Source organism: Streptomyces flaveus, assembly GCF_014647675.1.
Classification (GTDB): Bacteria; Actinomycetota; Actinomycetes; order Streptomycetales; family Streptomycetaceae; genus Streptomyces; species Streptomyces flaveus.
On record NZ_BMPQ01000037.1, the window covers coordinates 31449 to 53739 of the forward strand.

Here is a 22291-nt window from a genome sequence, read left to right on the forward strand (position 1 = left end):
AGTCCCGCGAGAGTCGCTTCGGACACTCCCGTGCCCTTCAGCTGCGGATCGCGCTTCAGTCGAGCACTCGCGCCAGGTACGACCGCAGCAGTTCCCGCGTCTCCTCGATGATCCGTTCGTCGCCCGACGGGTCGAGACGGAAGGCGAGTTGGACGAGGGTGTCGGCGGCCTCGACGGCAACCAGGAAGGTGCGGCGGAGGTCGTCGTCGGGTTCGCGGTCGAGGTAGGCGGAGAGCATGTCGGTCAGGCGGTCGGCGACGCGGGTGTTGGGTTCGGCGTCGCGGGTGCCTACGGGTATCTGGTTGCCGAAGTCGACGAGGGCGAAGCCGGGCGCGGTGCGCTTCATGACGAGGTACTCCTCGAGCACGGCGTCCATGGCCGCGCGCCAGCCTCCCTCCCCGCCGGCCGCTTCGAGGCGGTGGGTGACGCGCTCGGCATAGCGGTCGAGGTTGCGCTGGGCGAGTGCGTCGGCCATGGCGCGCTTGTTGCCGAAGAAGCGGTACACGGAGCCGATGGGGACGCCGGCGCGCACGGCGACGGCTCGGGTGCTGAGGGCGTCGTAGCCCACCTCGTCGAGGAGGTCGGCGCAGGCGTCGAGGATCCTGGTCAGTCGTTCCGCGCTCCGGCGCTGAACGGGAGCGCGGCGCAGCGAGGTCGCTTGGGGCACAGGCATCATCATGCCTTTCCGCCGAGGTTCGGGGAACCGCGCCCCCCAGTACGCCGGTCTGCGCCTTGCCCGCTCACCTGCGGGGTCGGCGTGATCGCGCCGTTCGCCTCACCCACGTCTTGCGAAGGGAAATCCTGAATCCTACGGTGTTACATAGGAATCAGGAGCGAGGGCGCAAGGGAGCGACCATGAACGGGGACGCGCGGAAGACCGCCGAGGCATTGACGTACCTCTCGGGATTCGGCAATGAGCACAGTTCGGAGGCGGTGCCGGGCGCGCTGCCGATCGGCCGCAACTCGCCGCAGCGCGCACCGCTCGGGCTGTACGCGGAGCAGCTGAGCGGTTCGGCGTTCACGGAACCGAGGGCGTACAACCGCCGCTCGTGGCTGTACCGGATCCGCCCGTCCGCCGCCCACCCGGCCTTCGCCCGCACCGACAACGGCACTCTCCGCACGGCGCCCTTCACGGAGACGGCGCCCGACCCGAACCGGCTGCGCTGGAACCCCCTGCCGGAGCCCGAGCCGGGCACGGATTTCGTACGGGGCCTGTGGACCCTCGGCGGCAACGGCGACGCCACGCAGCGCACCGGCACGGCCGTGCACCTCTATCACGCCAACTCCTCGATGCGGCGCGTGTTCAGCGACGCCGACGGCGAGCTGCTGATCGTGCCGGAGCGCGGCGGGCTGCTGCTGCGCACCGAGTTCGGACTGCTGCATGCGGAGCCCGGGCATGTGGCGCTGATTCCGCGTGGGGTGCGCTTCCGTGTGGAGCTCCTTGACGACGTCGTACGCGGCTATGTGTGCGAGAACTACGGAGCCCCCTTCCAGCTCCCCGAGCTCGGCCCGATCGGCGCCAACGGCCTTGCCAACGCACGGGACTTCCGGGCGCCCGTCGCCGCGTACGAGGACGTCGAGGGCCCGGTGGAGGTGGTGAACAAGTTCTGCGGGAACCTGTGGACCGCGACGTACGACCACTCGCCGCTCGATGTCGTCGCCTGGCACGGCACCCATCTGCCGTACGTCTACGACCTGCGCCGTTTCAATGTGCTCGGCTCCATCAGCTACGACCACCCGGACCCGTCGATCTTCACGGTCCTGACCTCGCCGACGGACACGCCGGGCCTCGCGAGCGTCGACTGCGTCGTCTTCGCGCCGCGCTGGCTGGTCGGCGAGGACACCTTCCGGCCGCCGTACTTCCACCGGAACGTGATGAGCGAGTACATGGGGCTCATCGAGGGCGCGTACGACGCGAAGGCGGAAGGCTTTGTTCCGGGCGGGGGTTCGCTGCACAACATGATGTCGGCGCACGGGCCCGACCGGGAGACCTTCGACCGCGCGAGCGCCGCCGAGCTGCGTCCGCAGAAGGTCGACGACGGCCTGGCCTTCATGTTCGAGACGCGCTGGCCGGTGACCCTCACGGCACAGGCGGCACGAGCGGAACACCTGCAACGCGCGTACGACGATGTGTGGCAGGGCCTCGAACGTCACTTCGGCCCGTTGCACTGAACGCCCGTTGACCGGTACGGATACCTTCGTGACCTCATTCGCCCCGGACTCGATCGTCCTGAACCGCAAACTGCCGCTCTGGTATCAGGTGTCGCAGTCCCTGCGCGCCTCGATACTCGGGCGCTCGCCGGAGGACCCACTGCGCCTGCCCACCGAGGAACAACTGGCGGGGCACTACGGGGTGAGCGTGCTGACCATGCGGCAGGCGCTCAAGGAACTGGAGGACGAGGGCCTGATCACCCGCCATCGCCGGCGCGGCACGTTCATCGAGCCGAGCGCCAGGCGGGGCGCGCCCGTGCGGCTGCTGGGTTCGGTGGACGCGATCGTGGCCCAGCAGTCGGGCATGACGACTCAGCTGCTCGGCCACGGCACGGCGCCCGTGTCGGCCGAACTCGCCGAGTACTTCCCGGAGTTGGCCGAGGTGGCGACGTATCACCGGCTGCGCAGCGACGAGAAGACCGGTGAGCCGACGAACCACGCCCGCAACTACGTGCGGCCCGAACTGGCCGAGCGCATCGACCTGGACGATCTGGCCCGCTGGCCGATGACGAAGGTGCTGCGGGACGTTGTCGGTATGCGGATCAGCCGCATCACCGACACCGTCGAGGCGCGGCTGGCCGATCCGGAGACGGCTCGGCTGCTTGAGGTGCCGCTGCTCAGCCCGATCCTGCGTTACACGGGTGTCGCCCATGGTGAATCCGGCCAGGTGCTGGATGTGGCGGTCATCCATTACCGGGGGGACCGCTTCTCGTTCACGGTCACGCTCGATGCGTAGGCGCTCCGCGCTGGGTGCGGTTTGAAGCTGCGGGTTCGTTGTGGCTGGTCGCGCAGTTCCCCGCGCCCCTGAAAAGCAAAAGCCTGCGGCTCCCCGCGCCCTGGGTAAGCCCGCACCCTCAACTGCCCGCAGCTTCCCTCCGGCGGGAGGGGGCGTGGGCCGGTGCGTCGTATGCCCGTCGCTTAGGTTCTGTCTCGGAGGACCAGGGCCTTGTACCAGGCCAGGGCCGTATGCCCGGCCTGCGACGGGCTGACGCACCGGCCCACGACCCCGACTCACGCACGGACCCCAGGGGCGCGGGGAACGGCGCGACCAGCCACAACGAACCCCGCACCCGCCCAACCGCCGTAGGCAACCTGCTCAACCGCCGGAGGCACGTCGTACCATGCCGAGCGTGACGCACGACGCTCCGCTGCTCGCGGACCTCATGCCGTGGTCCGTCGCACCGCCTCGGCTGGGCCGGGGGTGGCCGACGGCGCCCGATGCGGCGTCCCTGAAAGCGCGTTGGGACGCCTTTGTGAAGGCCGAAGGGCCCGACCGGGAGGCTTTGTTCGGCGTCACGCGCGCGCGGAACCTGCACTCGGCGGTGGCACAACTGCCGGGCCAGTCCAGTGGAACGGGTCGGCTGGCCCGTGCGTCGGGGCCCTGCGCGGAGCCCGTACGCGTGTTGCACGGGCCGTTCGACGAGCAGTGGCTGATACCGGACCACCGGCTGATCGACGCGGCCCGCCCGGAGCTGTGGCGGGTGGCGGACGAGCGGCAGGTGTTCGCCGTCGAGCAGGCGCCCGCGCCAGAGGGGCCCGCGCTGCTCGTCGCGTCCGCGCTGCCCGTGCTCCCGCCGCAGCCGCGGCAGCCGAAGAACGCCCCCGCGGCCCGCCCCGGCCGCATCCACCCCCTGTACCGCCGCCCCGGCGGCCTCGAACCGAACCTCGCGCCCGGCCTCGTGGACCACCTCGCCAAACGCCTGGGCCACTCCCCCGCCCCGCTCGACGTCCTCGCCTGGACGGTGGCGGTGGCGCGGACGGGCCCCGGCGGTTGCGCCGTCCCGCTCACCGCCGCCCCCGAACTCTGGGCATACGGCACCGAGTTGGGCCACCGCATGCTCAGGCTGATGCGCCGCGACGGCGACCGTCCCAAACTCCCCGGCGGGCGGCGCCCGTACGTACGCGCCCCGCTCCCCGCCCGCCCTCTCGAACTCCACTACGACCGCGACGAGGAGACCCTCCACCTCGACGAGGGCCGCATCTCCCCCGTACCGCCCGCCGCCTGGGACTTCGAGGTGGGAGGCGCCCGGGTCCTGGACCAGTGGTTCACCACCCGGACCGCTCCCCCGGAGCCCGGCACGCTGGAGGCGATCCGCCCTGCCACGTGGCCCCAGACCTGGACCTCCGAACTGCTCGAGCTGATCACGGTGTTGGCGCTGCTCGCGGAACTGACGCCTCAGCGGGCCGAGTTGACCATGACAGCGCCGGTCACCGCGGCCGAGCTGGGCCGCGCGGGCGTGCTCCCGGTCCCGGCGGCGGCACGCAGGCCCGCCTCGGTCCTCGACCACCACGAGGAGGGGCCTGAGGGGCAGTTCGCACTGCTCTAGCACTCAGGGTTCAGCGCTTGAGGTCGAACGCGTCCAGGACCCTGCCGAGCGCGCGATCGAACACCGCCTCCAGGTCGATCGGCCCGGAGTCCTCCATGAACGCCGCGGCCAGCCGCGGGTACTCGCCGGTGGCCACCTGACTGCCGAGGTAGGCGATACGGACCGCGTTCTCCTCCTCCTCGGACCAGGGCATGGAGCGGGTGCGCTCGGCGGTGGCCAGCTCGTTCGCGGTGTACATCGTCACGACGCCGTTGAGCAACGCGACCATCTCCATCTTCGTGCCGTACGGGAGGTCGAGCGGTTCGAGGCAGGCCATGCAGTGCTCCAGATAGCGCAGGGTGTTGGGGCCGAAGCCGTAGACCCCCGACATCAGACGCGGCACCCAGGGATGGCGGTGCATGAGGACGCGGGACTCATGGGCGTTCCGGAGCATGTCGGCGCGCCAGTCGCCCGAGGGCCCCTTGAAGTCGTGCTCGGCGCCGATGGCGTCGATCATCAGCTCGTGCAGGTCCTCTTTGCGCGGCACGTAGTTGTACAGCGACATCGTGCCGCAGCCCAACTCGGCCGCCACATGCCGCATCGACACCGCGTCCAGCCCTTGCGCGTCCGCGATCCGCACCGCGGCGGCCGCGATGTCCACGCGGGTGTACGCGGGACGCGGACCGCGTCCCGTGCGCTCGGGGCGGTTCCAGATCACTTCGGGTACGGCCTTGCGCCCTGCCATGGGTCGATCACCTCGTGACCATCCTAGTTACGTACACCGTACGTAATGCGCTATGGTCGACCCATGACTTCTACGTACGCTGTACTTAGTGAAGGGCTCGAGAAGCGTTTCGGGGAGGTCCACGCTCTCCGGGGGCTGGACCTCGCGATCGCCGAGGGCACGGTCTGCGGGTTGCTCGGACCGAACGGCGCGGGCAAGACCACGGCCGTACGGGTCCTGACCACGCTGCTGCGGCCCGACGCGGGGTCCGCGCGGATCGCGGGGCACGACCTCGTACGGGAGCCGGACGCGGTCCGTCGCGCCATCGGTGTGACGGGCCAGTTCGCCTCGGTCGACGGCGACCTCACGGGGCGGGAGAACCTGCGGCTCTTCGCGAAGCTGCGCCGCGCCCCGAAGGCGCACGCCCGCGCCGACGACCTCCTCGACCGCTTCGAGCTCACCGAAGCCGCGGGCCGGCTCGCGTCCACCTACTCGGGCGGCATGCGGCGCCGCCTCGATCTGGCCGCAAGCCTGATCACGCGGCCCGCGGTGCTCTTCCTGGACGAGCCGACTACCGGGCTCGACCCCGCCAGCCGCAACCAGATCTGGCAAGCGGTACGTGACCTCGCCGCGGACGGTACGACGGTGCTGCTGACCACGCAGTACCTGGAGGAGGCCGATCAACTGGCCGACGACATCGCACTGCTGGACGAGGGCAGGGTCGCCCACAGCGGCTCACCGGCCACGCTCAAAGCACTCATCGGCTCGTACGCGGAAGTCGTCGTCGCCCACGCGGACGCCATGCCCCAGGCGGCGGTCGTGCTCGACCAGCTCACCGGCGGCGAACCACACTTCGACCACGAACGGCACGCCGTCGGCTCCGTCACCACCGATCCGACGCTCACACTCCCCCGCCTGGTACGCGAACTCGACGCCGCGGGCGTGCCGCTGCTCGACGCGAGCCTGCGTCCGCCGAGCCTCGACGACGTGTTCCTGCGACTGACCGACAGCCCGACCGACCGTAAGGACCTGGTGGCATGAGCGCCCTCGCGTACGACACGACGGCCATGCTCGGCCGGCAGCTTCAGCGGGTCCGGCACAATCCCGGGCTGCTGATTCTCACTCAGACGATGCCGATCACGATGCTGCTGTTCTTCGGCTATGTATTCGGCAGCGCGCTCGCCATGCCGGGCGCCGAGTACCGCTCATTCCTGGTGCCGGGGCTTTTGGTGGCGACCGCGGCGAACGGGATCATGACGGGGATGTTCGAGGCGGCCCGGGACTCGCACCGGGGCGTGATGGACCGCTTCCGTACGCTGCCGATGAGCCGGGCCGCGGTGCCGCTCGGCCAGGCGGCGTCCGATCTGGTGCTGACCACTGCGGGGATGGTGCCGCTGCTGCTGGTCGGGCTCGCGGTGGGCTGGCGGATCGAGGGGACAGCGGCTGAGGCTGTGGCGGCCGTCGCCTTGCTGATGCTCTTCCGGTTCGCGATGACGTGGATCGGGATCCTGCTCGGGCTCGCGTCCCAGAGCGAGGAGGCAGCAGGGCAGTTGGGCGGGGCGACCTTCATCCTGCCGCTGCTGTCCAATGCGTACATCCCGACGGACAACCTGCCGGGCTGGCTGCGCACGGCGGCCGAGTGGAATCCCATCAGTGCGGTGACGACGGCGGTGCGGGATCTGTTCGGCAATGCGCCGGTGCCGGAGGGTGCCGCCTGGCCCGTGGCGCATCCGGTGGCGGGATCGCTGGCCTGGTGCGCGGTACTGATCGCCGTGTTCCTGCCGCTCGCCGTCCGCCGGTACGCGACCGGCGGACGCTGAGCGTCAACTCCTGTGCCTGCGTGATGCGTTCGCACCGCGGGTGGGAAGCGGGTGCGAAGGTGTTCGGGTCGGTTGCCGGTCAGTGACCGGGGTCGCTGATCAGCGGCCGCCGAACAGGGATCGGCGCAGTCGACGCAGGGGGGCGAAGAGCGAGACCCGCCGCACTCGTGCGCGCCTGCTGTTGCGCTCCTGTGTGTGATCACGTGCGGTGAGCTCACGCATCAGTGAGGTCGCCTCGGTCGTCTCTCCCTGCGGGATGGCGGGGCCACCCAGCACCGAGAGATGGCGGTCGAGGCGCGAACTGGTCGCGCTGCTCCCGCAGGTGATCGCAGGGACTCGCGCCCTGCCACGCACTGTTATCTGTTCCATGTCACTCCCACCCATACGAGGGCACCCGGCCCGGGCAGGTTAACCCTATCGCTCCCTCATGACACTCGTGTATCCCGGGCGCAGGATTCACCTTCTTCGTAAGGCCGTTGACGATTACTCTGACGATTACTCTCCGAATCCAACCGAATTCAGGGCGAGTTGGACAACTGGGGCAGATGTGGGCTGTGGAGAGCCGCCCTGCGGCTCGACGGTGACGGCGAGTGAGGTCGCGTCCGGATTCAAGTCGGTGGCGAGCAAGGGCGTGTCGCCGTCGAACAGGCCCAGGGAGCGCGGTTGGACCTCTGGTCGCATGAGCCACAGTTGGTGAACCCTTCCGTTCGTAGGTCTGCCGAGGCCCGCGGGTGTGACCACGGCGGCGCGCTCCGAGGCGGACGCGACGACGTTGATGCTCTGGCCGTTCGCGACCTGTCCGGCGCTCGCGGCGGCGTCCGGCGCCGCGAGAATGTTGGCGATCTCACGTGCCTGGGTCCGCTCCTGGTCGAGCTGGTCCTGGGTGCGGGAGGCCTGGACGCCGAACAGCGCGGCGACGACGAGCGCCGCCGCGGCAGTGGTGGCGGCGAGCGGGGACAACAGGCCGTGCAGCCGCGAGGGGCGCGGCCGCTGTGCACGCATCCCGGGCAGCGGCTGCTGTGCGGCGCGCGGGTGCGGCTGCGGCCCCAGGGCGGTCTGCCCCGGCGCGGCCTCCTGGGGTGTGGTCCGTACGGCCATGAGGACCCGGTTGCGCATCGCGGCCGGGGCCGGGGCGGCCGTGTTCCAGGCGAGGCGGACCGCGTCCTCGCGCAGGAGGCGCACCTCGGCGGCGCAGCTGTCGCAGCGCTTCAGGTGCTTCTCGAAACGCTGGTGTTCGCGGGGTTCCAGCGCGTCGAGGGCGTACGGGGCGGCCAGCGAGTGCATTTCGCTGCGCCTGAAGAGGACGGTCATACGGCACCTCCCAGGCATTCGCGCAGCCGCGTGAGTCCGTCGCGCATGCGCGTCTTGACCGTGCCGAGCGGCAAGGAGAGCCGCTCGGCCACTTCACGGTACGTGTAGCCGTCGTAGTAGGCGAGAGTGACGGACTGGCGTTGCAGTGCGGTGAGCCGGTCCAGGCAGCGGCGTACCCATTCGCGTTCGAGACCGGCCTCGACCTCCTCGGCGACCTGGTCGAAGGCGGGTCCGCTGGCACGCTGGGCCTCACGCATCTCGCGTTCGCCGGCCGCGCGGGCGCTGCGGACCCTGTCGACCGCGCGGCGGTGCGCGAGGGTGAGGACCCAGGCGAGGGCGCTGCCTCGGCCGGGGTCGTAGCGGGCGGCGGAGCGCCAGAGTTCGAGGAGCACCTCCTGGGCCACCTCCTCCGACTGGGCCGGGTCCCGCACCACGCGGCGCACCAGACCGAAGACCGGTCCGGACACCAGTCCGTACAGATCCTCGAAAGCCTTCTGGTCGCCTTTGGCCACGAGCACCAGAAGTTCGTCCGCCTGCACCCGTAACCCCCTCTCCCGGCCGCGTGTCGGCCTGTCCCGACAGTCAAGCATTCGGCGCGGGCACCCGTTCGGATGGGTCCACAGATCAACTCGTCGAAAAACACAGGTGAAACTCAAACCAATCCGCCCGCCCGACGGCACCGAATGGCGTGTGTCAGGCAACAAAACACGCGGCAACGAGCGCCAGGGCCGAGCGGACCACACCGTCCGTCGCCTCTCGCCAGAACCGCGGGAACGCAGCTTGTAACAGAGGACGGACGGCATGACACCTAACATCCGCAGGATCGTGGGACACAGGAGCCTCACGACCCTCGTCTGTGGGGCGCTGGCTGCCGGGGGGCTAGCAGCCGCCGGCGTGACCGCGCTCGAACCGGAAGAGGCGACTGCCTCCAGCCACCGGGAGGCCCCGCTGATCTCGGGGACGCCGCAGTTCGACAACACGGACCTGTACGCGTTCGCGAGCCCCGACACCCCGGACACGACGACGATCGTGGCGAACGTGATCCCGTTCGAGGAGCCGGCGGGCGGACCGAACTTCTACACGTTCGCGGAGGACGCCCAGTACGACATCCACATCGACAAGGACGGGGACGCGCAGGGCGATCTGCTGTTCCGGTACACGTTCGACACGCACGTCAAGAACGACAAGAGCTTCCTGTACAACACGGGGCCGGTCGAGAGCCTGGACGACCCCGACCTGAACATCACGCAGACCTACGACCTCCAGCTGCTGCAGCTGAAGGACCAGAAGGCCGTGAAGCGGACGTACGTCGCGGACGATGTGCCGGTCGCGCCGTCGAACGTCGGCAAGGCGTCGATGCCGGACTACGCCAAGCTGCGTGACCAGGCGGTCAAGGAGCTGGGGTCGTACGACGCCAAGACCTTCGCGGGTCAGGCGGACGACCCGTTCTTCGCGGACCTGCGGGTCTTCGACCTGCTGTACGGCGGGAACCTGTCGGAGGTCGGCAACGACACCCTCAAGGAATACAACGTCAACTCCATCGCCCTGCAGCTGCCGAACGAGTTCATCCAGGAGTCGGCCAAGCAGCCGGTCGTCGGGATCTGGGCGACCACGAACCGCAAGGGCGCGGACGGGCACTTCCGGCAGGTCTCGCGGCTCGGTAACCCGCTGGTGAACGAGGTCGTCAACCCGATCAAGGACAAGGACACGTTCAACGCGTCCGCTCCGTGGGACGACGCGCAGTTCCTCAAGAACGTGACCGAACCGGAGCTGCCGAAGCTCATCGAGGCGATCTACAAGATCCCTGCGCCGGACGAGCCCAGGAACGACCTCGTGGACGTCTTCCTGAAGGGTGTTCCGGACCTCAACCAGCCGCCGCACGTACGGCCTTCGGAGATGCTGCGGCTCAACACCTCGATCAAGCCGGCGGCCGAACCGAAGCGGCTCGGTGTGCTGGACGGCGACAACGCGGGCTTCCCCAACGGGCGTCGGCTCACCGACGACGTGATCGACGCCTCGCTTCAGGTCGTCGAGGGTGAACTGCTCGGCGCCAAGAACGACTTGGGCGACGCGGTCGACAAGAACGACAAGGACTTCGAGAAGGCCTTCCCGTACGTCGCTCTGCCGACCGAGGGTTCGCGCGGTCCGCTGGCCAAGGGTACGGACGGCACCAAGGGCGACGTACGCAACCAGCTCGGCGACGCGCTGACGCCGGCGGGCACGAGCAGCGGCAACATCGGCGGCATGGACGACACCACGCTGATCGCCGTGTCGGCGGTGTCGGGCGCGGCCGGCTTCCTGCTGATCGGCACGGGGCTCATGTGGTGGCGCAGCCGACGGCGGATGAGCGGCTACTACTAGCCGCTCCGCGGAAGGGCGGTTCGGAACTGCGGGTCCGTTGTGGCTGGTCGCGCCCACGCGGCGGAGCCGCAAAGCGGATACAGCCCCGCGCCCCTGAAGGGGCCTGCGGCCTCCTTCGGGGCGCGGGTACCGCACCGGACTTCTTAGCCACCCCCAAACTGGCGCGGCCCGCAACCACCATCCCCCACGGCGCGGGCCGCGCCTTCACCCCGTACAACCGCACCTTCAGGACATTGAGGAGAGGGCATGTCCCCGCGCAAGACCGAGGACGGCGCCACCGAGCCCGACCAGCAGGCGGCTTCCACCGATGCCTCCGCGCCCGCCGAGGGCGAGGACACTCCCCAAGCCACGGAGGAGCCCACACCGGGCGCCGCCCCGGGTCGCCCCGAGGCGGCGCCGGAATCGCGGAGGGCTCGGGTGGTGCGGCTGGCCGCTTGTGCTGTTGCCCTCGCCGTTGCGATGACCGCCGGAGCCGTCGTGATGGGGTCCCGGGATGATGGTGGGGTGAGGGCCGTGGCCTCCGTGCCCGGGACTGCGCCCGAGTTGTTGGCGGGGGGCAATCTGAACGACAGCATCTCCGCGCTTCAGGGGCATCTGAAGGCGCAGCCCAAGGACTTCAGCGGGTGGGCCACGCTCGGTGTCGCGTACGTCGAACAGGCGCGCACCAACGGCGACCCGTCGCGGTATCCGCAGGCGCAGCGCGCGCTGGACCGTTCGCTGAAGCTGCGGCCCGACAACGACCCGGCGCTCGCGGGCCGGGCGGCGCTGGCCGCCGCGCGGCACGACTTCCCCGGGGCGCTGCGGTACTCGGACGACGCGCTGGAGCAGAACCCGTACAACGAGCGGGCGTTGTCCTCGCGGATCGACGCCCTGGTCGAACTCGGCCGCTACGACGAGGCGTCGAAGGCCTCCGACGAGGCCGACGCCCGTCGCCCCGGCATCCCCGTGTTCACCCGGTACGCCTACGTACGCGAGCTGCGCGGCGACGTACCCACCGCGCGGCGCGTCCTGGAGCAGGCGCTCACCAGTGCCACCGCCCCCGGAGACGTGGCGTACGTGGCGACCTCGCTCGGCCAGCTCGCCTGGCGTGAGGGCGAGTACGAGACCGCGCTGAAGCACTACGCGCGGGCGCTGCGGGCCGACAGCACGTACCTCCCCGCTCTGGAGGGCCGCGCCCGCGCCCAGGCCGCGAGCGGCGACCAGGCGGCGGCGATCCGCGGCATGGAGGAGGTCGTGGCCGGCTTCCCGTTGCCCGGCCCGCTGGTCGCGCTGGGCGAGTTGTACGAGGCCCGCGGCGCCGAGGGCGACAAGACGAAGGCCCGCGACCAGTACGCCCTGGTCGACGCGTGGACCGCGCTGGCCCGCGCGAACGGCGTCAACGCCGACCTCGACACGGCCCTCGCGGCGGCGGACCACGGCGACCGCAAGTCCGCCCTGCGCGCCGCGAAGGCGGAGTGGGACCGCCGCGAGACCGTGCACACCGCGGACGCCCTAGCCTGGGCCCTGCACGTCAACGGCCGCGACGAGGAAGCCCTCCCCTACGCCCGCCGCGCCACGGCCACCGGCTACCGGGACGCCACCTTCCTCTACCACCGCGGCATGATCGAACACGCCAACGGCAACGAGAAGGAAGCCCGCGACAGCCTGTCGTCGGCACTGGAACTCAACCCGGGCTTCTCCCCGGTGGGAGCGAAGGCGGCCCGTACGGCCCTGGACGAGCTGGGCGGTGCCAAGTGAGCGCAGCCGCAGGCCTCAAGAGCCGCAAGAGCCTGAAGAACTCGCTGCCCCGTCGCCGGTTCGCCGCCTGCGTGGCCGTTCTCATGGGCACCCTCGCCCTGCTGCTCGTCCCCACGGGGACCGCGGCCGCGCACCCGCTCGGGAACTTCACCGTCAACCGGTACGACGGACTCGTCATCGGTCCCGAGAAGCTGCGGATCGACCACGTGGAGGACCTCGCGGAGATCCCGGCGACCCAGGCCAAGCCCCGGATCAAGGAGGCGGGCAAGGAGAGCTGGGCCCGGGAGCGGTGCGCGACGGCGGCCGGGAAGAGCCGGGTGACCGTGGCCGGGCGCGAGGTCGCGCTGGACGTCGGCGAGAGCCGCGTACGTGTGCGTCCCGGGCAGGCCGGGCTCGACACGCTCCGGGTGGAGTGCCGTTGGACGGCACCGCTGCCGGCGGGAGAGGCCTCCGTCGGCTTTCGCGCCTCCGTCGTCAACGGTCCCGGCTGGCGTGAGGTCACCGCGCGCGGCGACCGGATGACCCTCACCTCCTCGGACGTCCCCACGAAGTCCGTGTCCCGCGAACTGACCAGCTACCCCGAGGAGTTGCTGCAGTCGCCGGAGGACACGGCGACCGCGTCCCTGAAGGCCCGCCCCGGCGGACCCGCCCTCGCCGAGGAGAACTCCGACGCCCCCGCCTCCTCCGTACTGCCCCGCGGCGCCGACCGGTTCACCCGCGCCCTGGACGACCTGGTGGCCCGCCACGACCTGAGCACGGGCTTCGCGGCGCTGGCCCTGGTCATCGCGGTGGGCCTGGGCGCCATGCACGCGCTCGCGCCGGGTCACGGCAAGACGCTGATGGCCGCGACGGCCGCGGCACGCGGCGGCCGGGCCGGCCTGCGCGACGTCCTGCCCCTGGCCGCGTCGGTGACCGTCACCCACACCTTGGGCGTGGTCGCGCTGGGCCTGCTGGTCACGGCCGGCTCGGCAGCGGCTCCTTCGGTGGTGACGTGGCTGGGTATCGCGAGCGGCGTCCTGGTGACGGCGGCGGGCCTGACGCTCGTACGAAAGGCCTGGCGGAACCGGGCCCATGGGCACGGGCACCCTCCTGTGCCCGACCATGAGCACGAACACGGCCACACCCACGATCACGATCACGAACCTGAGCGCCCGCACGACCACCCCCACACGGACGCGCACGACGACGCCCATCACCACGGGGACGCCCACGAACACGCCGAGCGGCACGAGCGACCTCTCGTGCTCGCACACGCCCAGGCGGACACCACGTCTGCGCACGGCCATGCGTCAGCGCTCCTGGAAGCCCCCGCGCACAGCGAACCCCGAACGACCGGACACCACCACTCGCACGCAGACCGACACGATCACCAACACGCACACGGTCACGACCACACCCACGATCACAAGCACACCCACGCCAACCACACCCACACGCACACCCACGGCGGCTTCACCCACACCCACGAGATCGCGCCCACCCTGCGCGGCACGATCCTGCTCGGCTTCGCGGGCGGGTTGGTGCCGAGCCCTTCGGCTGTCGTCGTCCTGGTGGGGGCCGCCGCGCTCGGCAAGGCCTGGTTCGGGTTCCTGCTCGTCCTCGCGTACGGCGTCGGACTCGCCCTGACCCTGACGGCGGCCGCGGTCGCCGTGGTCAAGCTGGGCAGCAGGGTCAGCCGCGTGCTGGCCGACGGCCCCCGCTGGACCGGCGGTCCGATGGCCGCGCTGGTGCGCAGGAACGTCGCCCTCGGCTCCGCGTGCCTCGTCGTGGCCCTTGGGGCTGGATTGGTGCTCCAGGGGGCGGCAACCGCACTGGGTTGAGCTACTTTTGTTCAGAATGGTGCGTTTGCGAATGGGGGCGTCGTGTCGGATGAGGCACGCAGTGAACGGGTGATCGCGGGGCGTTACCGCCTGCTGTCCCCGCTGGGCGAGGGCGGGATGGGGACCGTCTGGCGCGCCCGTGACGAGGTGCTGCACCGCGAGGTCGCCGTCAAGGAGGTACGCGCCCCGGCCGGGCTGCCCACCCCCGAGGTGGAGCGGATGTACGCGCGCCTGGAGCGCGAGGCCTGGGCCGCGGCCCGCGTCGCGCACCGGAACGTGGTGACGGTGTACGACGTGGCCATGGAGGAGGGCCGCCCCTGGATCGTGATGGAGCTGGTCCGCGGCATCTCTCTCTACGATCTCCTGGACGCCGAGGGTCCGCTGTCGCCGCAGCGCACCGCGCACATCGGCGCCGAGGTGCTGGCCGCCCTGCGCGCCGCGCACGAGGCCGGGGTGCTGCACCGCGACGTGAAGCCCGGCAACGTACTGATGTCGAACGACGACCGCATCATCCTCACCGACTTCGGCATCGCCATGGTCGAGGGCAGCTCCGCGCTCACCATGACCGGCGAGGTGATCGGCTCGCCGGAGTTCCTCGCCCCGGAGCGGGCGCTGGGGCGCACGCCGGGTCCCGAGTCGGACCTGTGGTCGCTCGGCGTGATGCTGTACGCGGCGGTCGAGGGCAACTCGCCGTTCCGCCAGGACACCCCGCTCAGCACCCTGCGCGCGGTCGTCGACGAGGAGCTGCCGCCGCCGCGCCGTGCGGGCCCGCTGGCCCCGGTCATCGAGGGCCTGTTGCGCAAGGATCCGGCCGAGCGGCTCTCGGGGGAAGCCGCCGAGGAGGACCTGCGCCTCATCGCGGCGGATGGCACGCCTCGCACGGCAGCCGCCGCCTACGCGCCGACCGTCGCGGCCCTCCCCCAGCCGACCCCGCCCGCACCGCACACCCCGCCCGCCGCTCCCGTCCCGTCCCGTGCCCCGACCTCCACGACCACCACCGCGGAGCCCGCACACCCGCGGCGCGCCACGGTCGTCCTGATCGCGGGCCTGGTCGCCCTCGCGCTCGCCTTCGCGGGACTGACGTACGCCCTGCTCAACGACAACGGAGGGGGCGAAGAGAGCAGCAGCACCACCGGTGGCGCCACGGGCGGAACCGGCGATGGCGGCTCCACCAACGGCGGCGGTGACAACGGCGGTACGAGCGGAGGGGGGGACGACGGCGGTACGACCACCAGCGAGACCTCGGGCACGAACGGCACGAACGGTGGCTCGACGGACGGCGGCCGGACGAGCTCTCCGCCTCCCCAGACCGTCGAGGTGTCGCTGTCGGGCAACAACACGCAGTACAGCGGCGCCTGTCCGCCGCCGGAGGCAGAGGCGCCCACGTTCACGGCGACGATCACGGTGGGCCGCGCCCCGGCGGAGGTCGACTACCGGTGGGTCACGAAGAGCGGCGAACCCTCGGACCCGGGCTGGAAGACGCTGTCGTTCTCCGACGGCGACACGTCCCAGCAGGTCAACCATGTGGAGACGGGGGACAACGAAGACGGTACGTACGAGAACGAGATGAGCGTCGAGGTCCGTAGCCCCGTGCATACGACGTCCGACTCGGTGGCGTTCTCGGTGACGTGCGAGACGGAGACCCCGACAACGGACGGGGCCTCCCCTACGCCGTAAGCGGCGCGTCTCACAACTTGGCGGTCAGGCCACGCTCTTGAGCACGGGCAGATAACCGCCGGACTGTCCGGCCGCCTTCGGGTGGTACGACTCGCCGATGTTCAGCCAGTTGACGCTGTGCAGCCAGGGGCTGCCGGAGCAGATCTCGTGTCCGGTGAAGGCGGGCACGACGTCGCCGAAGGTGAAGCCGTGGTCGGCGGCACGCTTGGCGATGGCGCTGTTCAGGTAGTCGGCGGCGTTGTTGATGGCGGACCGTTCGCCCTCGGTCATGCCGGCCGCGCAGCTGCCGCTGAGTTTGTAGAAGCGGGGGTAGCCCAGGACGACCACATGGGCCGCCGGAGCCTTTGCGCTGATCGCCGAGTAGACGGAGTCGAGTCGGCCGGGCAGCGTCGAGTCGACGTACGCCTTCGCCGTGTTGATGCGGGCGGCGCAGGCGCTCTCGGACTGGAGCACACAGGTCGTCATGACGTCGGAGAAACCGGCGTCGTTGCCTCCGATGGTGATGGAGACGAGACCGGTGCCGGATCCGAGCGGGCCCAGCTGACCGGCCACAACATCACCCGTACGAGCGCCCGAGCATGCCGTGAAGTGGAACGACGAGGGTGAGTTGGCGGCGGCCCAGAGGTGCGGGTACGCCTTCGTACTGCGCTTGCATTCGCCGCTGGATCCGATGTAGCTGCCCGCGCCGACCCCGGAGGAGTAGGAGTCGCCGAGGGCCACATAGCCGGTCGCAGCGGCGTTTTCGGACGCCTGCGCCGCCGTGGCCCCGGTGAGGGCGGAAGCGGCGGCGAGGAGGAGTGAGGTGGCGTATGCCGCAAGTCGGGAACGTCTCATGGAACCTCCCTATAGCAGGATCTCTGCCACAACTTGCGTACCACCGCACACAGTTGACGGGAAGTGTCCATGCCAATACTTTCCCGAACTTACTGGGAGTCACACCGCACATCACCTTGCGTTTCATTTCCTTCACATGACGTAAACATGACAAAGTCTCAACTCCCTTGAGCTGCACGGCGGTTCGGATCACGCTGGTGTCTCAGCCGGTAGCGGAACGCAACGCTCCTGGTTGTGCGCGCGATCACGCGCGCACCCCCCACAGACGTGCGCCCCCACCCTGGCGCGCGCTGCCTAGAGGAGGACTCCCTCGTAATGGCACAACTGCGCAGCAAGAAGATCCGGATCGCCGCGACCACGACCGTCGCCACCGCCGCCCTGCTGGCAGCGGTCACCGCGCTGCCCGCCCAGGCCGCCCCGGCCCAGGGCCGGGTACTCGCGGCGGACTCCCCCACCGCGATCAAGGGCAGCTACATCGTCACGCTGAAGAAGAGCGCGGGCTTCAAGGCCGCTTCCACTCAGGGCAAGGGACTGATCAACGAGTACGGCGGCACGGTGAAGAAGACCTTCGACACCGCGCTCAACGGCTACACGGCGACGCTCACGGCGGCCGAGGCCAAGAGACTCGCCGCCGATCCGTCCGTGGCCTCGGTCGAGCAGAACCAGCGGGTGCGACTCGCCGACACCACGCAGTCCAACGCCCCCTGGGGCCTGGACCGCATCGACCAGTCCGCGCTGCCGCTGTCGACCACGTACACCTACCCGGACTCGGCGGGCAGCGGTGTGACCGTGTACGTCATCGACACCGGCGTACGGATCACGCACGGCGAGATCAGCGGGCGGGCCGCGGACGGTTACGACGCCGTGGACGGCGACACGACCGCGCAGGACGGCAACGGTCACGGCACGCATGTGGCCACGACCATCGCGGGCTCCACCTACGGCGTCGCCAAGAAAGCGGACATCGTGGGGGTGCGCGTGCTCAACAACGCCGGTTCCGGCACCACCGCGGGCGTCGTCGCCGGCATCGAGTGGGTCACCGAGAACGCCAGCGGCCCGTCGGTCGCCAACATGTCGCTCGGCGGCGGCGCCTCCACCGCCCTGGACACGGCCGTCGCGAACTCCATCGCGAGCGGCGTGACCTACGCGGTCGCGGCCGGCAACTCCGGCGCCAACGCCTCCTCGTACTCCCCCGCCCGCGTCGCCTCGGCGATCACCGTCGGCGCGACCAGCAACACGGACGCCAAGGCCAGCTTCTCCAACTTCGGCTCCGTGCTGGACATCTTCGCGCCGGGCGTCTCGATCACCGCGGGATGGAACACCGGCGACACCGCCACCAACACCATCTCCGGTACGTCCATGGCGACCCCACACGTCGCGGGCGCCGCGGCGGTCTACCTGGCGAACCACACCTCGGCCTCGCCCGCAGCGGTGGCCTCGGCCCTGGTGGCCGGTGCGACCTCGAACGTGGTCACCAGCCCCGGCAGCGGCTCTCCCAACAAGCTGCTGAAGCTCGTCCCGTAGCCCCAACTCACCCCAGATGATCGCGAGTTCCCCGGAGGATTCCTTCCTCCGGGGAACTCGTACTTGGCGCTTCCGCATCTTGACGTCTCCCTGCCCGCTGAGCGACATTGAAGCCCGGCATCCGGCGCTTCGGGGGGCAAAGACGCCAATGCAGACCATGCGTACCAAGTCATCTTCATCAGACCCATCTTCATCAGACGCATCTTCCACAGGCAGAGACGGGCCGTCGCGACAGGATCCGGGGAGGGACCTGTTGCCACTGCTCGCGGGGGCCGCCGCGGCGATCGCGGGGGTCGGTGCGGTGCTGGCATTCGTCGACGTCGACTCACCGCTGCGCGCGCCGTTCACGCTGTTCTTCCTGCTGGCCGCGCCCGGGACCGCGGTTGCCGCCAATTTGCGCGGACTGGAACCGTTCGGCCGCATCGTGGCGTCTTTGTCCGCAGCGGTAGCGGTCAACATCCTGGTCGCCCAGGGCATGCTCGCGGTCCACCAGTGGTCGGTCCGGGGCGGAATCGCGGTCGTTGCCGCGCTCAGCTCACTCATGCTTCTGCTGGTCGTGGTACGGCGGTTGCGCGGCCGTACGGTGAGAAGACGGGCTTCCTGACGTGGACATCAGCGTGTACCGCCCCGGCGAACTGAGCGCCGCCGACAGGGTGGCGTGGTCGGCTCTGCAGTCGAAGGCCCACCTCAACGGCTCGCCCGAGCTGGCGAACCCGTTCCTGTCACCGGAGTTCGCGCTCGCGGTAGGACGTTGCCGGCGGGGCGTACGGATAGCGGTCGTCCGGGAGAACGGGGAGCCCGCGGCCTTCTTCCCGTTCCAGCGCGGCGCGAGTGGCGTCGGCCGGGCGATAGGGCTCGGCGTCTCGGACTGCCAGGGCGTGGTGCACCGGCCCGGCTTCGGCTGGGACGCGCGGGAGTTGCTGCGGGCCTGCGGACTCGCGGTGTGGGAGTTCGATCATCTGGCCGAGGGTCAGACGCCGTTCGAGGCGGCGGCCACCGGCAGCTTCCCGTCCCCGGTCATGGACGTCGACCAGGGGTACGAGGCGTATCTGAGCCAACTGCGCGCCCAGTCACCGAAGTTCACGAAGTCGACGCTCGCCAAGGAGCGCAAGCTCGGCCGGGACCACGGTGAGGTGCGCTATGTGCACGACGAGCGCGACCCCAAGGCGCTGCGCACGCTGATGGCGTGGAAGTCGGCGCAGTACCGCAGGACCGGACGCAGCGACCGCTTCGCGCACGACTGGATCACCCGGCTGGTGTGGCAGCTGTTCCACAGCCGCTCCGAGTCGTTCGCCGGGATCCTGTCGGTGCTCTACGCGGACGGCAAGCCGATCGCCGCGCACTTCGGGCTGCGTTCCGAGCGCGTACTGGCGTGCTGGTTCCCCGCGTACGATCCGGCATTCTCCAAATACTCCCCCGGGCTTGTCCTGCATCTGCGGATGGCCGAGGCGGCAGCCGCCGACGGTATCGCCTATCTGGATCTGGGCCGGGGGCAGAAGGAATACAAGGAATCCCTGAAGACACGCGAAATCCTCGTGTCCGAAGGGCTGGTGACGCGCCGCCATCCGGTGGCACTCGGGCACCGGGCGCGACGCGCTCCGGTCCGGGCGCTGCGGAATGCGGTGCTGGCGCGGCCGGAGCTGTTCGAGCCGGCCGACAAACTCCTCAAACGGATGGGACAAATCCGTTCGGGGAGCCGGGTAACGACCAAACCAAAGAAAATGTGAGGTCTCGTTCCAGGTCTTGCCATAACGTCACAATCGTCAATAACGTCATACGTCTTCATCCCGCACCGGTCCATCACTCGCGGCTCTAGGGGAGGGCTCAAGGACCGCGATGGTTTCCGGTGCGTGGCGCGGTAGGGGGGTGCCGTGCCCGGTGTCCACAAGTGGCTCTGTCCACAAGTGGTTCCGGGGTGCGTGCCGCGCGACCGGCTTATCCAGCCGGCCAGCTTTGCCAGCTCACCCGACATGTACGGAGATACATTTCGGCATGCCGTAAGTGAGAACCCCCTTTTCGAACCGGACAAAGAGCCGGACCGCCCAGGGGCGGGCGGTCCACCGGACGAGAGGGATCAGACTCATGAGTTCTTTTGTGCAGCCAGCGGTTTCGGGACAGGAACCGTCCACGGCCGGTCAGTACCGGCCCATCTCTTCTCACCTGGCGATCACGCCACCGGTGAGTGTGGTGATTCCCGCCATGAACGAGGCGGAGAATCTTCCCTACGTGTTCAAGACACTGCCGGCGTGGATCCACGAAGTGGTTCTCGTCGACGGGAATTCCACCGACAACACCGTCGAAGTGGCCCGCGAACTGTGGCCGGACGTCAAGGTGGTGAAGCAGATCGGAAAGGGCAAGGGAGATGCCCTGATCACCGGCTTCGCGGCCTGCACCGGCGACATCATCGTGATGGTCGACGCGGACGGCTCGGCGGACGGCAACGAGATCGTGTCGTATGTCTCCGCGCTGGTCTCCGGGGCGGACTTCGCGAAGGGTTCACGGTTCGCCAACGGCGGTGGCACGGACGACATGACACCCATCCGCAAGCTGGGCAACTGGGCGCTGTGCACGGTCGTCAACCGCAAGTTCGGCGCCCGCTACACCGACCTCTGCTACGGCTACAACGCGTTCTGGCGGCACTGCCTCGACAAGATCGACCTCGACTGCACCGGCTTCGAGGTGGAGACCCTGATGAACATCCGGGTGGTCAAGGCCGGGCTGAAGGTGCAGGAGATCCCGAGCCACGAGTATCTGCGGATCCACGGCGCGAGCAATCTGCGGGCCGTACGGGACGGGCTGCGAGTGCTCAAGGTGATCCTCAAGGAGCGCTCCAACCGGCGTTCGCTGCGGCGTGCGCACGCGGTCGCGCTCAGCTCCACGCGAGGAGAGGTGTCTTGAGCACGATCGACATCTCGGTGGTGATCTGCGTCTACACCGAGGACCGCTGGGAGGACATCCTCGCGGCGGTCTCCTCGGTGCGGGCGCAGTCCCGGCCCGCCCTGGAGACGCTGCTGGTCGTGGACCACAACCAGACACTCCTGGACCGGCTTTCGAAGGAGTACAAGGAGACGCGTCAGGTGCGGGTGCTCGCCAACGCGGGCCCCCGCGGCCTGTCCGCGGGCCGCAACACCGGCATCGCGGCCTCCCGCGGTGAGGTCATCGCCTTCCTCGACGACGACGCCGTCGCCGAGCGCGACTGGCTTCATCACTTCGCCGAGGCGTACACGGATCCACGGGTGATGGCCGTCGGCGGGCGGACCTTTCCGATCTGGGCGTCGGGCCGCCGGCCCGCCTGGTTCCCGGAGGAGTTCGACTGGGTCGTCGGCTGTACGTACAAGGGGCTGCCGCCGGGGCGCGTACAGGTGCGGAACGTGCTGGGCGGCAACGCCTCGTTTCGCCGCAGCGCCTTCGACGTGGCGGGCGGCTTCGCGACCGGTATCGGGCGCGACGGCGACAAGCGGCCGCTGGGCTGTGAGGAGACGGAGCTGTGCATCCGCCTCACCCGCGCCCAGCCGGACGCGATCCTGCTGATCGACGACCGCGCGGTGATCCACCACCGGGTGCCCGAGGTGCGCGAGCACTTCGCCTACTTCCGCACCCGTACGTACGCGGAAGGCCTCTCGAAGGCCCTGGTCGCCCGGAGCGTCGGCGCCGACAAGGGCCTGGAGTCCGAGCGCCGCTACACGACACGCGTCCTGCCGGCCGGGGTCGCCCGCGGCCTGCGCGACGCCCTCCTCGCCCGCCCCGGCGGCGCGGGCCGGGCCGGCGCCATCGTCGCCGGAGTGGTGACGGCGGCGGGCGGGTACGTACTCGGGAGCGTTCGGGCACGCAGGGGTGGCGCTACTTTCTCGGTGGTCGAGATAGCGGAAAGTCCCGGGCGCGAGGGGGCGGCAGCATGAGAAGGGGACGCTTGCTGATGACGGCGCGGGGCGCGGCGACGCCCTGCGCCAGGCGCGGCCGTGCGGT

20 protein-coding genes are annotated in these 22291 nt (G+C 70.1%); 14 read left to right on the top strand and 6 right to left on the bottom strand.

The window, feature by feature from the left end; translation table 11 throughout:
- Positions 1-55 precede the first annotated feature (55 nt).
- The gene (locus tag IEZ21_RS40560) at positions 56-676 is read right to left on the bottom strand and encodes a TetR/AcrR family transcriptional regulator (RefSeq protein WP_189326872.1); all 621 of its coding nucleotides are present in this window, start codon (positions 674-676) and stop codon (positions 56-58) included.
- Positions 677-855: 179 nt separating this feature from the next.
- On the opposite strand from IEZ21_RS40560, the gene hmgA reads away from it, so the two are divergent.
- From hmgA to IEZ21_RS40575, 3 genes are all read left to right on the top strand, one after another.
- Positions 856-2172: a homogentisate 1,2-dioxygenase gene (gene hmgA, locus IEZ21_RS40565; RefSeq protein ID WP_189326836.1), complete on the top strand. Its 1317-nt coding sequence runs from the start codon at positions 856-858 to the stop codon at positions 2170-2172.
- 28 nt (positions 2173-2200) lie between these two features.
- Complete coding sequence (locus IEZ21_RS40570) at positions 2201-2947, top strand: GntR family transcriptional regulator (RefSeq protein WP_189326837.1); 747 nt, start codon at positions 2201-2203, stop codon at positions 2945-2947.
- Positions 2948-3332: 385 nt separating this feature from the next.
- Positions 3333-4538, top strand: coding sequence for a type ISP restriction/modification enzyme (locus tag IEZ21_RS40575; RefSeq protein WP_189326838.1), 1206 nt, complete (start codon positions 3333-3335; stop codon positions 4536-4538).
- Positions 4539-4548: 10 nt separating this feature from the next.
- Here the strand turns inward: IEZ21_RS40575 and IEZ21_RS40580 are convergent, their stop codons facing one another.
- Positions 4549-5262: a TetR/AcrR family transcriptional regulator gene (locus IEZ21_RS40580; protein ID WP_189326839.1), complete on the bottom strand. Its 714-nt coding sequence runs from the start codon at positions 5260-5262 to the stop codon at positions 4549-4551.
- 63 nt (positions 5263-5325) lie between these two features.
- On the opposite strand from IEZ21_RS40580, the gene IEZ21_RS40585 reads away from it, so the two are divergent.
- Positions 5326-6282 carry an ATP-binding cassette domain-containing protein gene (locus IEZ21_RS40585; RefSeq protein ID WP_189326840.1) on the top strand — a complete coding sequence of 319 codons (957 nt, stop codon included), beginning with the start codon at positions 5326-5328 and terminating at the stop codon, positions 6280-6282.
- Positions 6279-7061 carry an ABC transporter permease gene (locus IEZ21_RS40590; RefSeq protein ID WP_033324110.1) on the top strand — a complete coding sequence of 261 codons (783 nt, stop codon included), beginning with the start codon at positions 6279-6281 and terminating at the stop codon, positions 7059-7061. Before IEZ21_RS40585 ends, IEZ21_RS40590 begins: the two co-directional genes overlap by 4 nt.
- Before the next feature lie 99 nt (positions 7062-7160).
- Here IEZ21_RS40590 and IEZ21_RS40595 read toward each other — a convergent pair whose 3' ends face one another.
- The 3 genes from IEZ21_RS40595 to IEZ21_RS40605 form a co-directional block, all read right to left on the bottom strand.
- Positions 7161-7430 (bottom strand): hypothetical protein, encoded by a 270-nt coding sequence (locus IEZ21_RS40595; RefSeq protein ID WP_033324109.1) that lies wholly within the window; start codon positions 7428-7430, stop codon positions 7161-7163.
- A 126-nt stretch (positions 7431-7556) separates the two neighbouring features.
- Positions 7557-8372 carry an anti-sigma factor gene (locus tag IEZ21_RS40600; protein ID WP_189326841.1) on the bottom strand — a complete coding sequence of 272 codons (816 nt, stop codon included), beginning with the start codon at positions 8370-8372 and terminating at the stop codon, positions 7557-7559.
- The gene (locus IEZ21_RS40605; RefSeq protein WP_189326842.1) at positions 8369-8911 is read right to left on the bottom strand and encodes a sigma-70 family RNA polymerase sigma factor; all 543 of its coding nucleotides are present in this window, start codon (positions 8909-8911) and stop codon (positions 8369-8371) included. Before IEZ21_RS40605 ends, IEZ21_RS40600 begins: the two co-directional genes overlap by 4 nt.
- Before the next feature lie 262 nt (positions 8912-9173).
- On the opposite strand from IEZ21_RS40605, the gene IEZ21_RS40610 reads away from it, so the two are divergent.
- From IEZ21_RS40610 to IEZ21_RS40625, 4 genes are all read left to right on the top strand, one after another.
- The gene (locus tag IEZ21_RS40610) at positions 9174-10733 is read left to right on the top strand and encodes a DUF4331 domain-containing protein (RefSeq protein WP_189326843.1); all 1560 of its coding nucleotides are present in this window, start codon (positions 9174-9176) and stop codon (positions 10731-10733) included.
- 246 nt (positions 10734-10979) lie between these two features.
- A complete protein-coding gene (locus IEZ21_RS40615) occupies positions 10980-12470 on the top strand; it encodes a tetratricopeptide repeat protein (protein WP_189326844.1) in 1491 nt (496 codons plus the stop codon).
- Positions 12471-12553: 83 nt separating this feature from the next.
- Complete coding sequence (locus IEZ21_RS40620) at positions 12554-14290, top strand: urease accessory protein UreH domain-containing protein (protein ID WP_189326873.1); 1737 nt, start codon at positions 12554-12556, stop codon at positions 14288-14290.
- Between the two features lie 42 nt (positions 14291-14332).
- The gene (locus IEZ21_RS40625) at positions 14333-15967 is read left to right on the top strand and encodes a serine/threonine-protein kinase (RefSeq protein ID WP_189326845.1); all 1635 of its coding nucleotides are present in this window, start codon (positions 14333-14335) and stop codon (positions 15965-15967) included.
- A 24-nt stretch (positions 15968-15991) separates the two neighbouring features.
- On the opposite strand, the gene IEZ21_RS40630 is transcribed toward IEZ21_RS40625, so the two are convergent.
- Complete coding sequence (locus tag IEZ21_RS40630) at positions 15992-16801, bottom strand: SGNH/GDSL hydrolase family protein (protein WP_189326846.1); 810 nt, start codon at positions 16799-16801, stop codon at positions 15992-15994.
- Between the two features lie 315 nt (positions 16802-17116).
- Between IEZ21_RS40630 and IEZ21_RS40635 the strand changes: the two genes are divergently transcribed.
- From IEZ21_RS40635 to IEZ21_RS40655, 5 genes are all read left to right on the top strand, one after another.
- Positions 17117-18325 carry a S8 family peptidase gene (locus tag IEZ21_RS40635; RefSeq protein ID WP_189326847.1) on the top strand — a complete coding sequence of 403 codons (1209 nt, stop codon included), beginning with the start codon at positions 17117-17119 and terminating at the stop codon, positions 18323-18325.
- 253 nt (positions 18326-18578) lie between these two features.
- Positions 18579-18929, top strand: coding sequence for a hypothetical protein (locus IEZ21_RS40640; protein ID WP_246568694.1), 351 nt, complete (start codon positions 18579-18581; stop codon positions 18927-18929).
- Position 18930: 1 nt separating this feature from the next.
- Positions 18931-20052 (top strand): GNAT family N-acetyltransferase, encoded by a 1122-nt coding sequence (locus tag IEZ21_RS40645; protein WP_189326848.1) that lies wholly within the window; start codon positions 18931-18933, stop codon positions 20050-20052.
- Positions 20053-20407: 355 nt separating this feature from the next.
- Positions 20408-21223 (top strand): glycosyltransferase family 2 protein, encoded by an 816-nt coding sequence (locus IEZ21_RS40650; RefSeq protein ID WP_189326849.1) that lies wholly within the window; start codon positions 20408-20410, stop codon positions 21221-21223.
- Positions 21220-22224: a glycosyltransferase family 2 protein gene (locus tag IEZ21_RS40655; protein WP_189326850.1), complete on the top strand. Its 1005-nt coding sequence runs from the start codon at positions 21220-21222 to the stop codon at positions 22222-22224. Before IEZ21_RS40650 ends, IEZ21_RS40655 begins: the two co-directional genes overlap by 4 nt.
- The last annotated feature ends 67 nt before the right edge of the window (positions 22225-22291 follow it).

Excerpts from the sequence above, each read along its gene's own strand:
- IEZ21_RS40650 (WP_189326849.1), top strand. The coding sequence starts at position 20,408 with ATGAGTTCTTTTGTGCAGCCAGCGGTTTCGGGACAGGAACCGTCCACG.
- IEZ21_RS40635 (WP_189326847.1), top strand. The coding sequence starts at position 17,117 with ATGGCACAACTGCGCAGCAAGAAGATCCGGATCGCCGCGACCACGACC.
- IEZ21_RS40620 (WP_189326873.1), top strand. The coding sequence starts at position 12,554 with ATGGGCACCCTCGCCCTGCTGCTCGTCCCCACGGGGACCGCGGCCGCG.
- IEZ21_RS40595 (WP_033324109.1), bottom strand. The coding sequence starts at position 7,430 with ATGGAACAGATAACAGTGCGTGGCAGGGCGCGAGTCCCTGCGATCACC.
- IEZ21_RS40585 (WP_189326840.1), top strand. The coding sequence starts at position 5,326 with ATGACTTCTACGTACGCTGTACTTAGTGAAGGGCTCGAGAAGCGTTTC.
- IEZ21_RS40630 (WP_189326846.1), bottom strand. The coding sequence starts at position 16,801 with ATGAGACGTTCCCGACTTGCGGCATACGCCACCTCACTCCTCCTCGCC.
- IEZ21_RS40600 (WP_189326841.1), bottom strand. The coding sequence starts at position 8,372 with ATGACCGTCCTCTTCAGGCGCAGCGAAATGCACTCGCTGGCCGCCCCG.
- IEZ21_RS40610 (WP_189326843.1), top strand. The coding sequence starts at position 9,174 with ATGACACCTAACATCCGCAGGATCGTGGGACACAGGAGCCTCACGACC.
- IEZ21_RS40580 (WP_189326839.1), bottom strand. The coding sequence starts at position 5,262 with ATGGCAGGGCGCAAGGCCGTACCCGAAGTGATCTGGAACCGCCCCGAG.
- IEZ21_RS40560 (WP_189326872.1), bottom strand. The coding sequence starts at position 676 with ATGATGCCTGTGCCCCAAGCGACCTCGCTGCGCCGCGCTCCCGTTCAG.
- IEZ21_RS40575 (WP_189326838.1), top strand. The coding sequence starts at position 3,333 with ATGCCGAGCGTGACGCACGACGCTCCGCTGCTCGCGGACCTCATGCCG.
- IEZ21_RS40590 (WP_033324110.1), top strand. The coding sequence starts at position 6,279 with ATGAGCGCCCTCGCGTACGACACGACGGCCATGCTCGGCCGGCAGCTT.
- hmgA (WP_189326836.1), top strand. The coding sequence starts at position 856 with ATGAACGGGGACGCGCGGAAGACCGCCGAGGCATTGACGTACCTCTCG.
- IEZ21_RS40615 (WP_189326844.1), top strand. The coding sequence starts at position 10,980 with ATGTCCCCGCGCAAGACCGAGGACGGCGCCACCGAGCCCGACCAGCAG.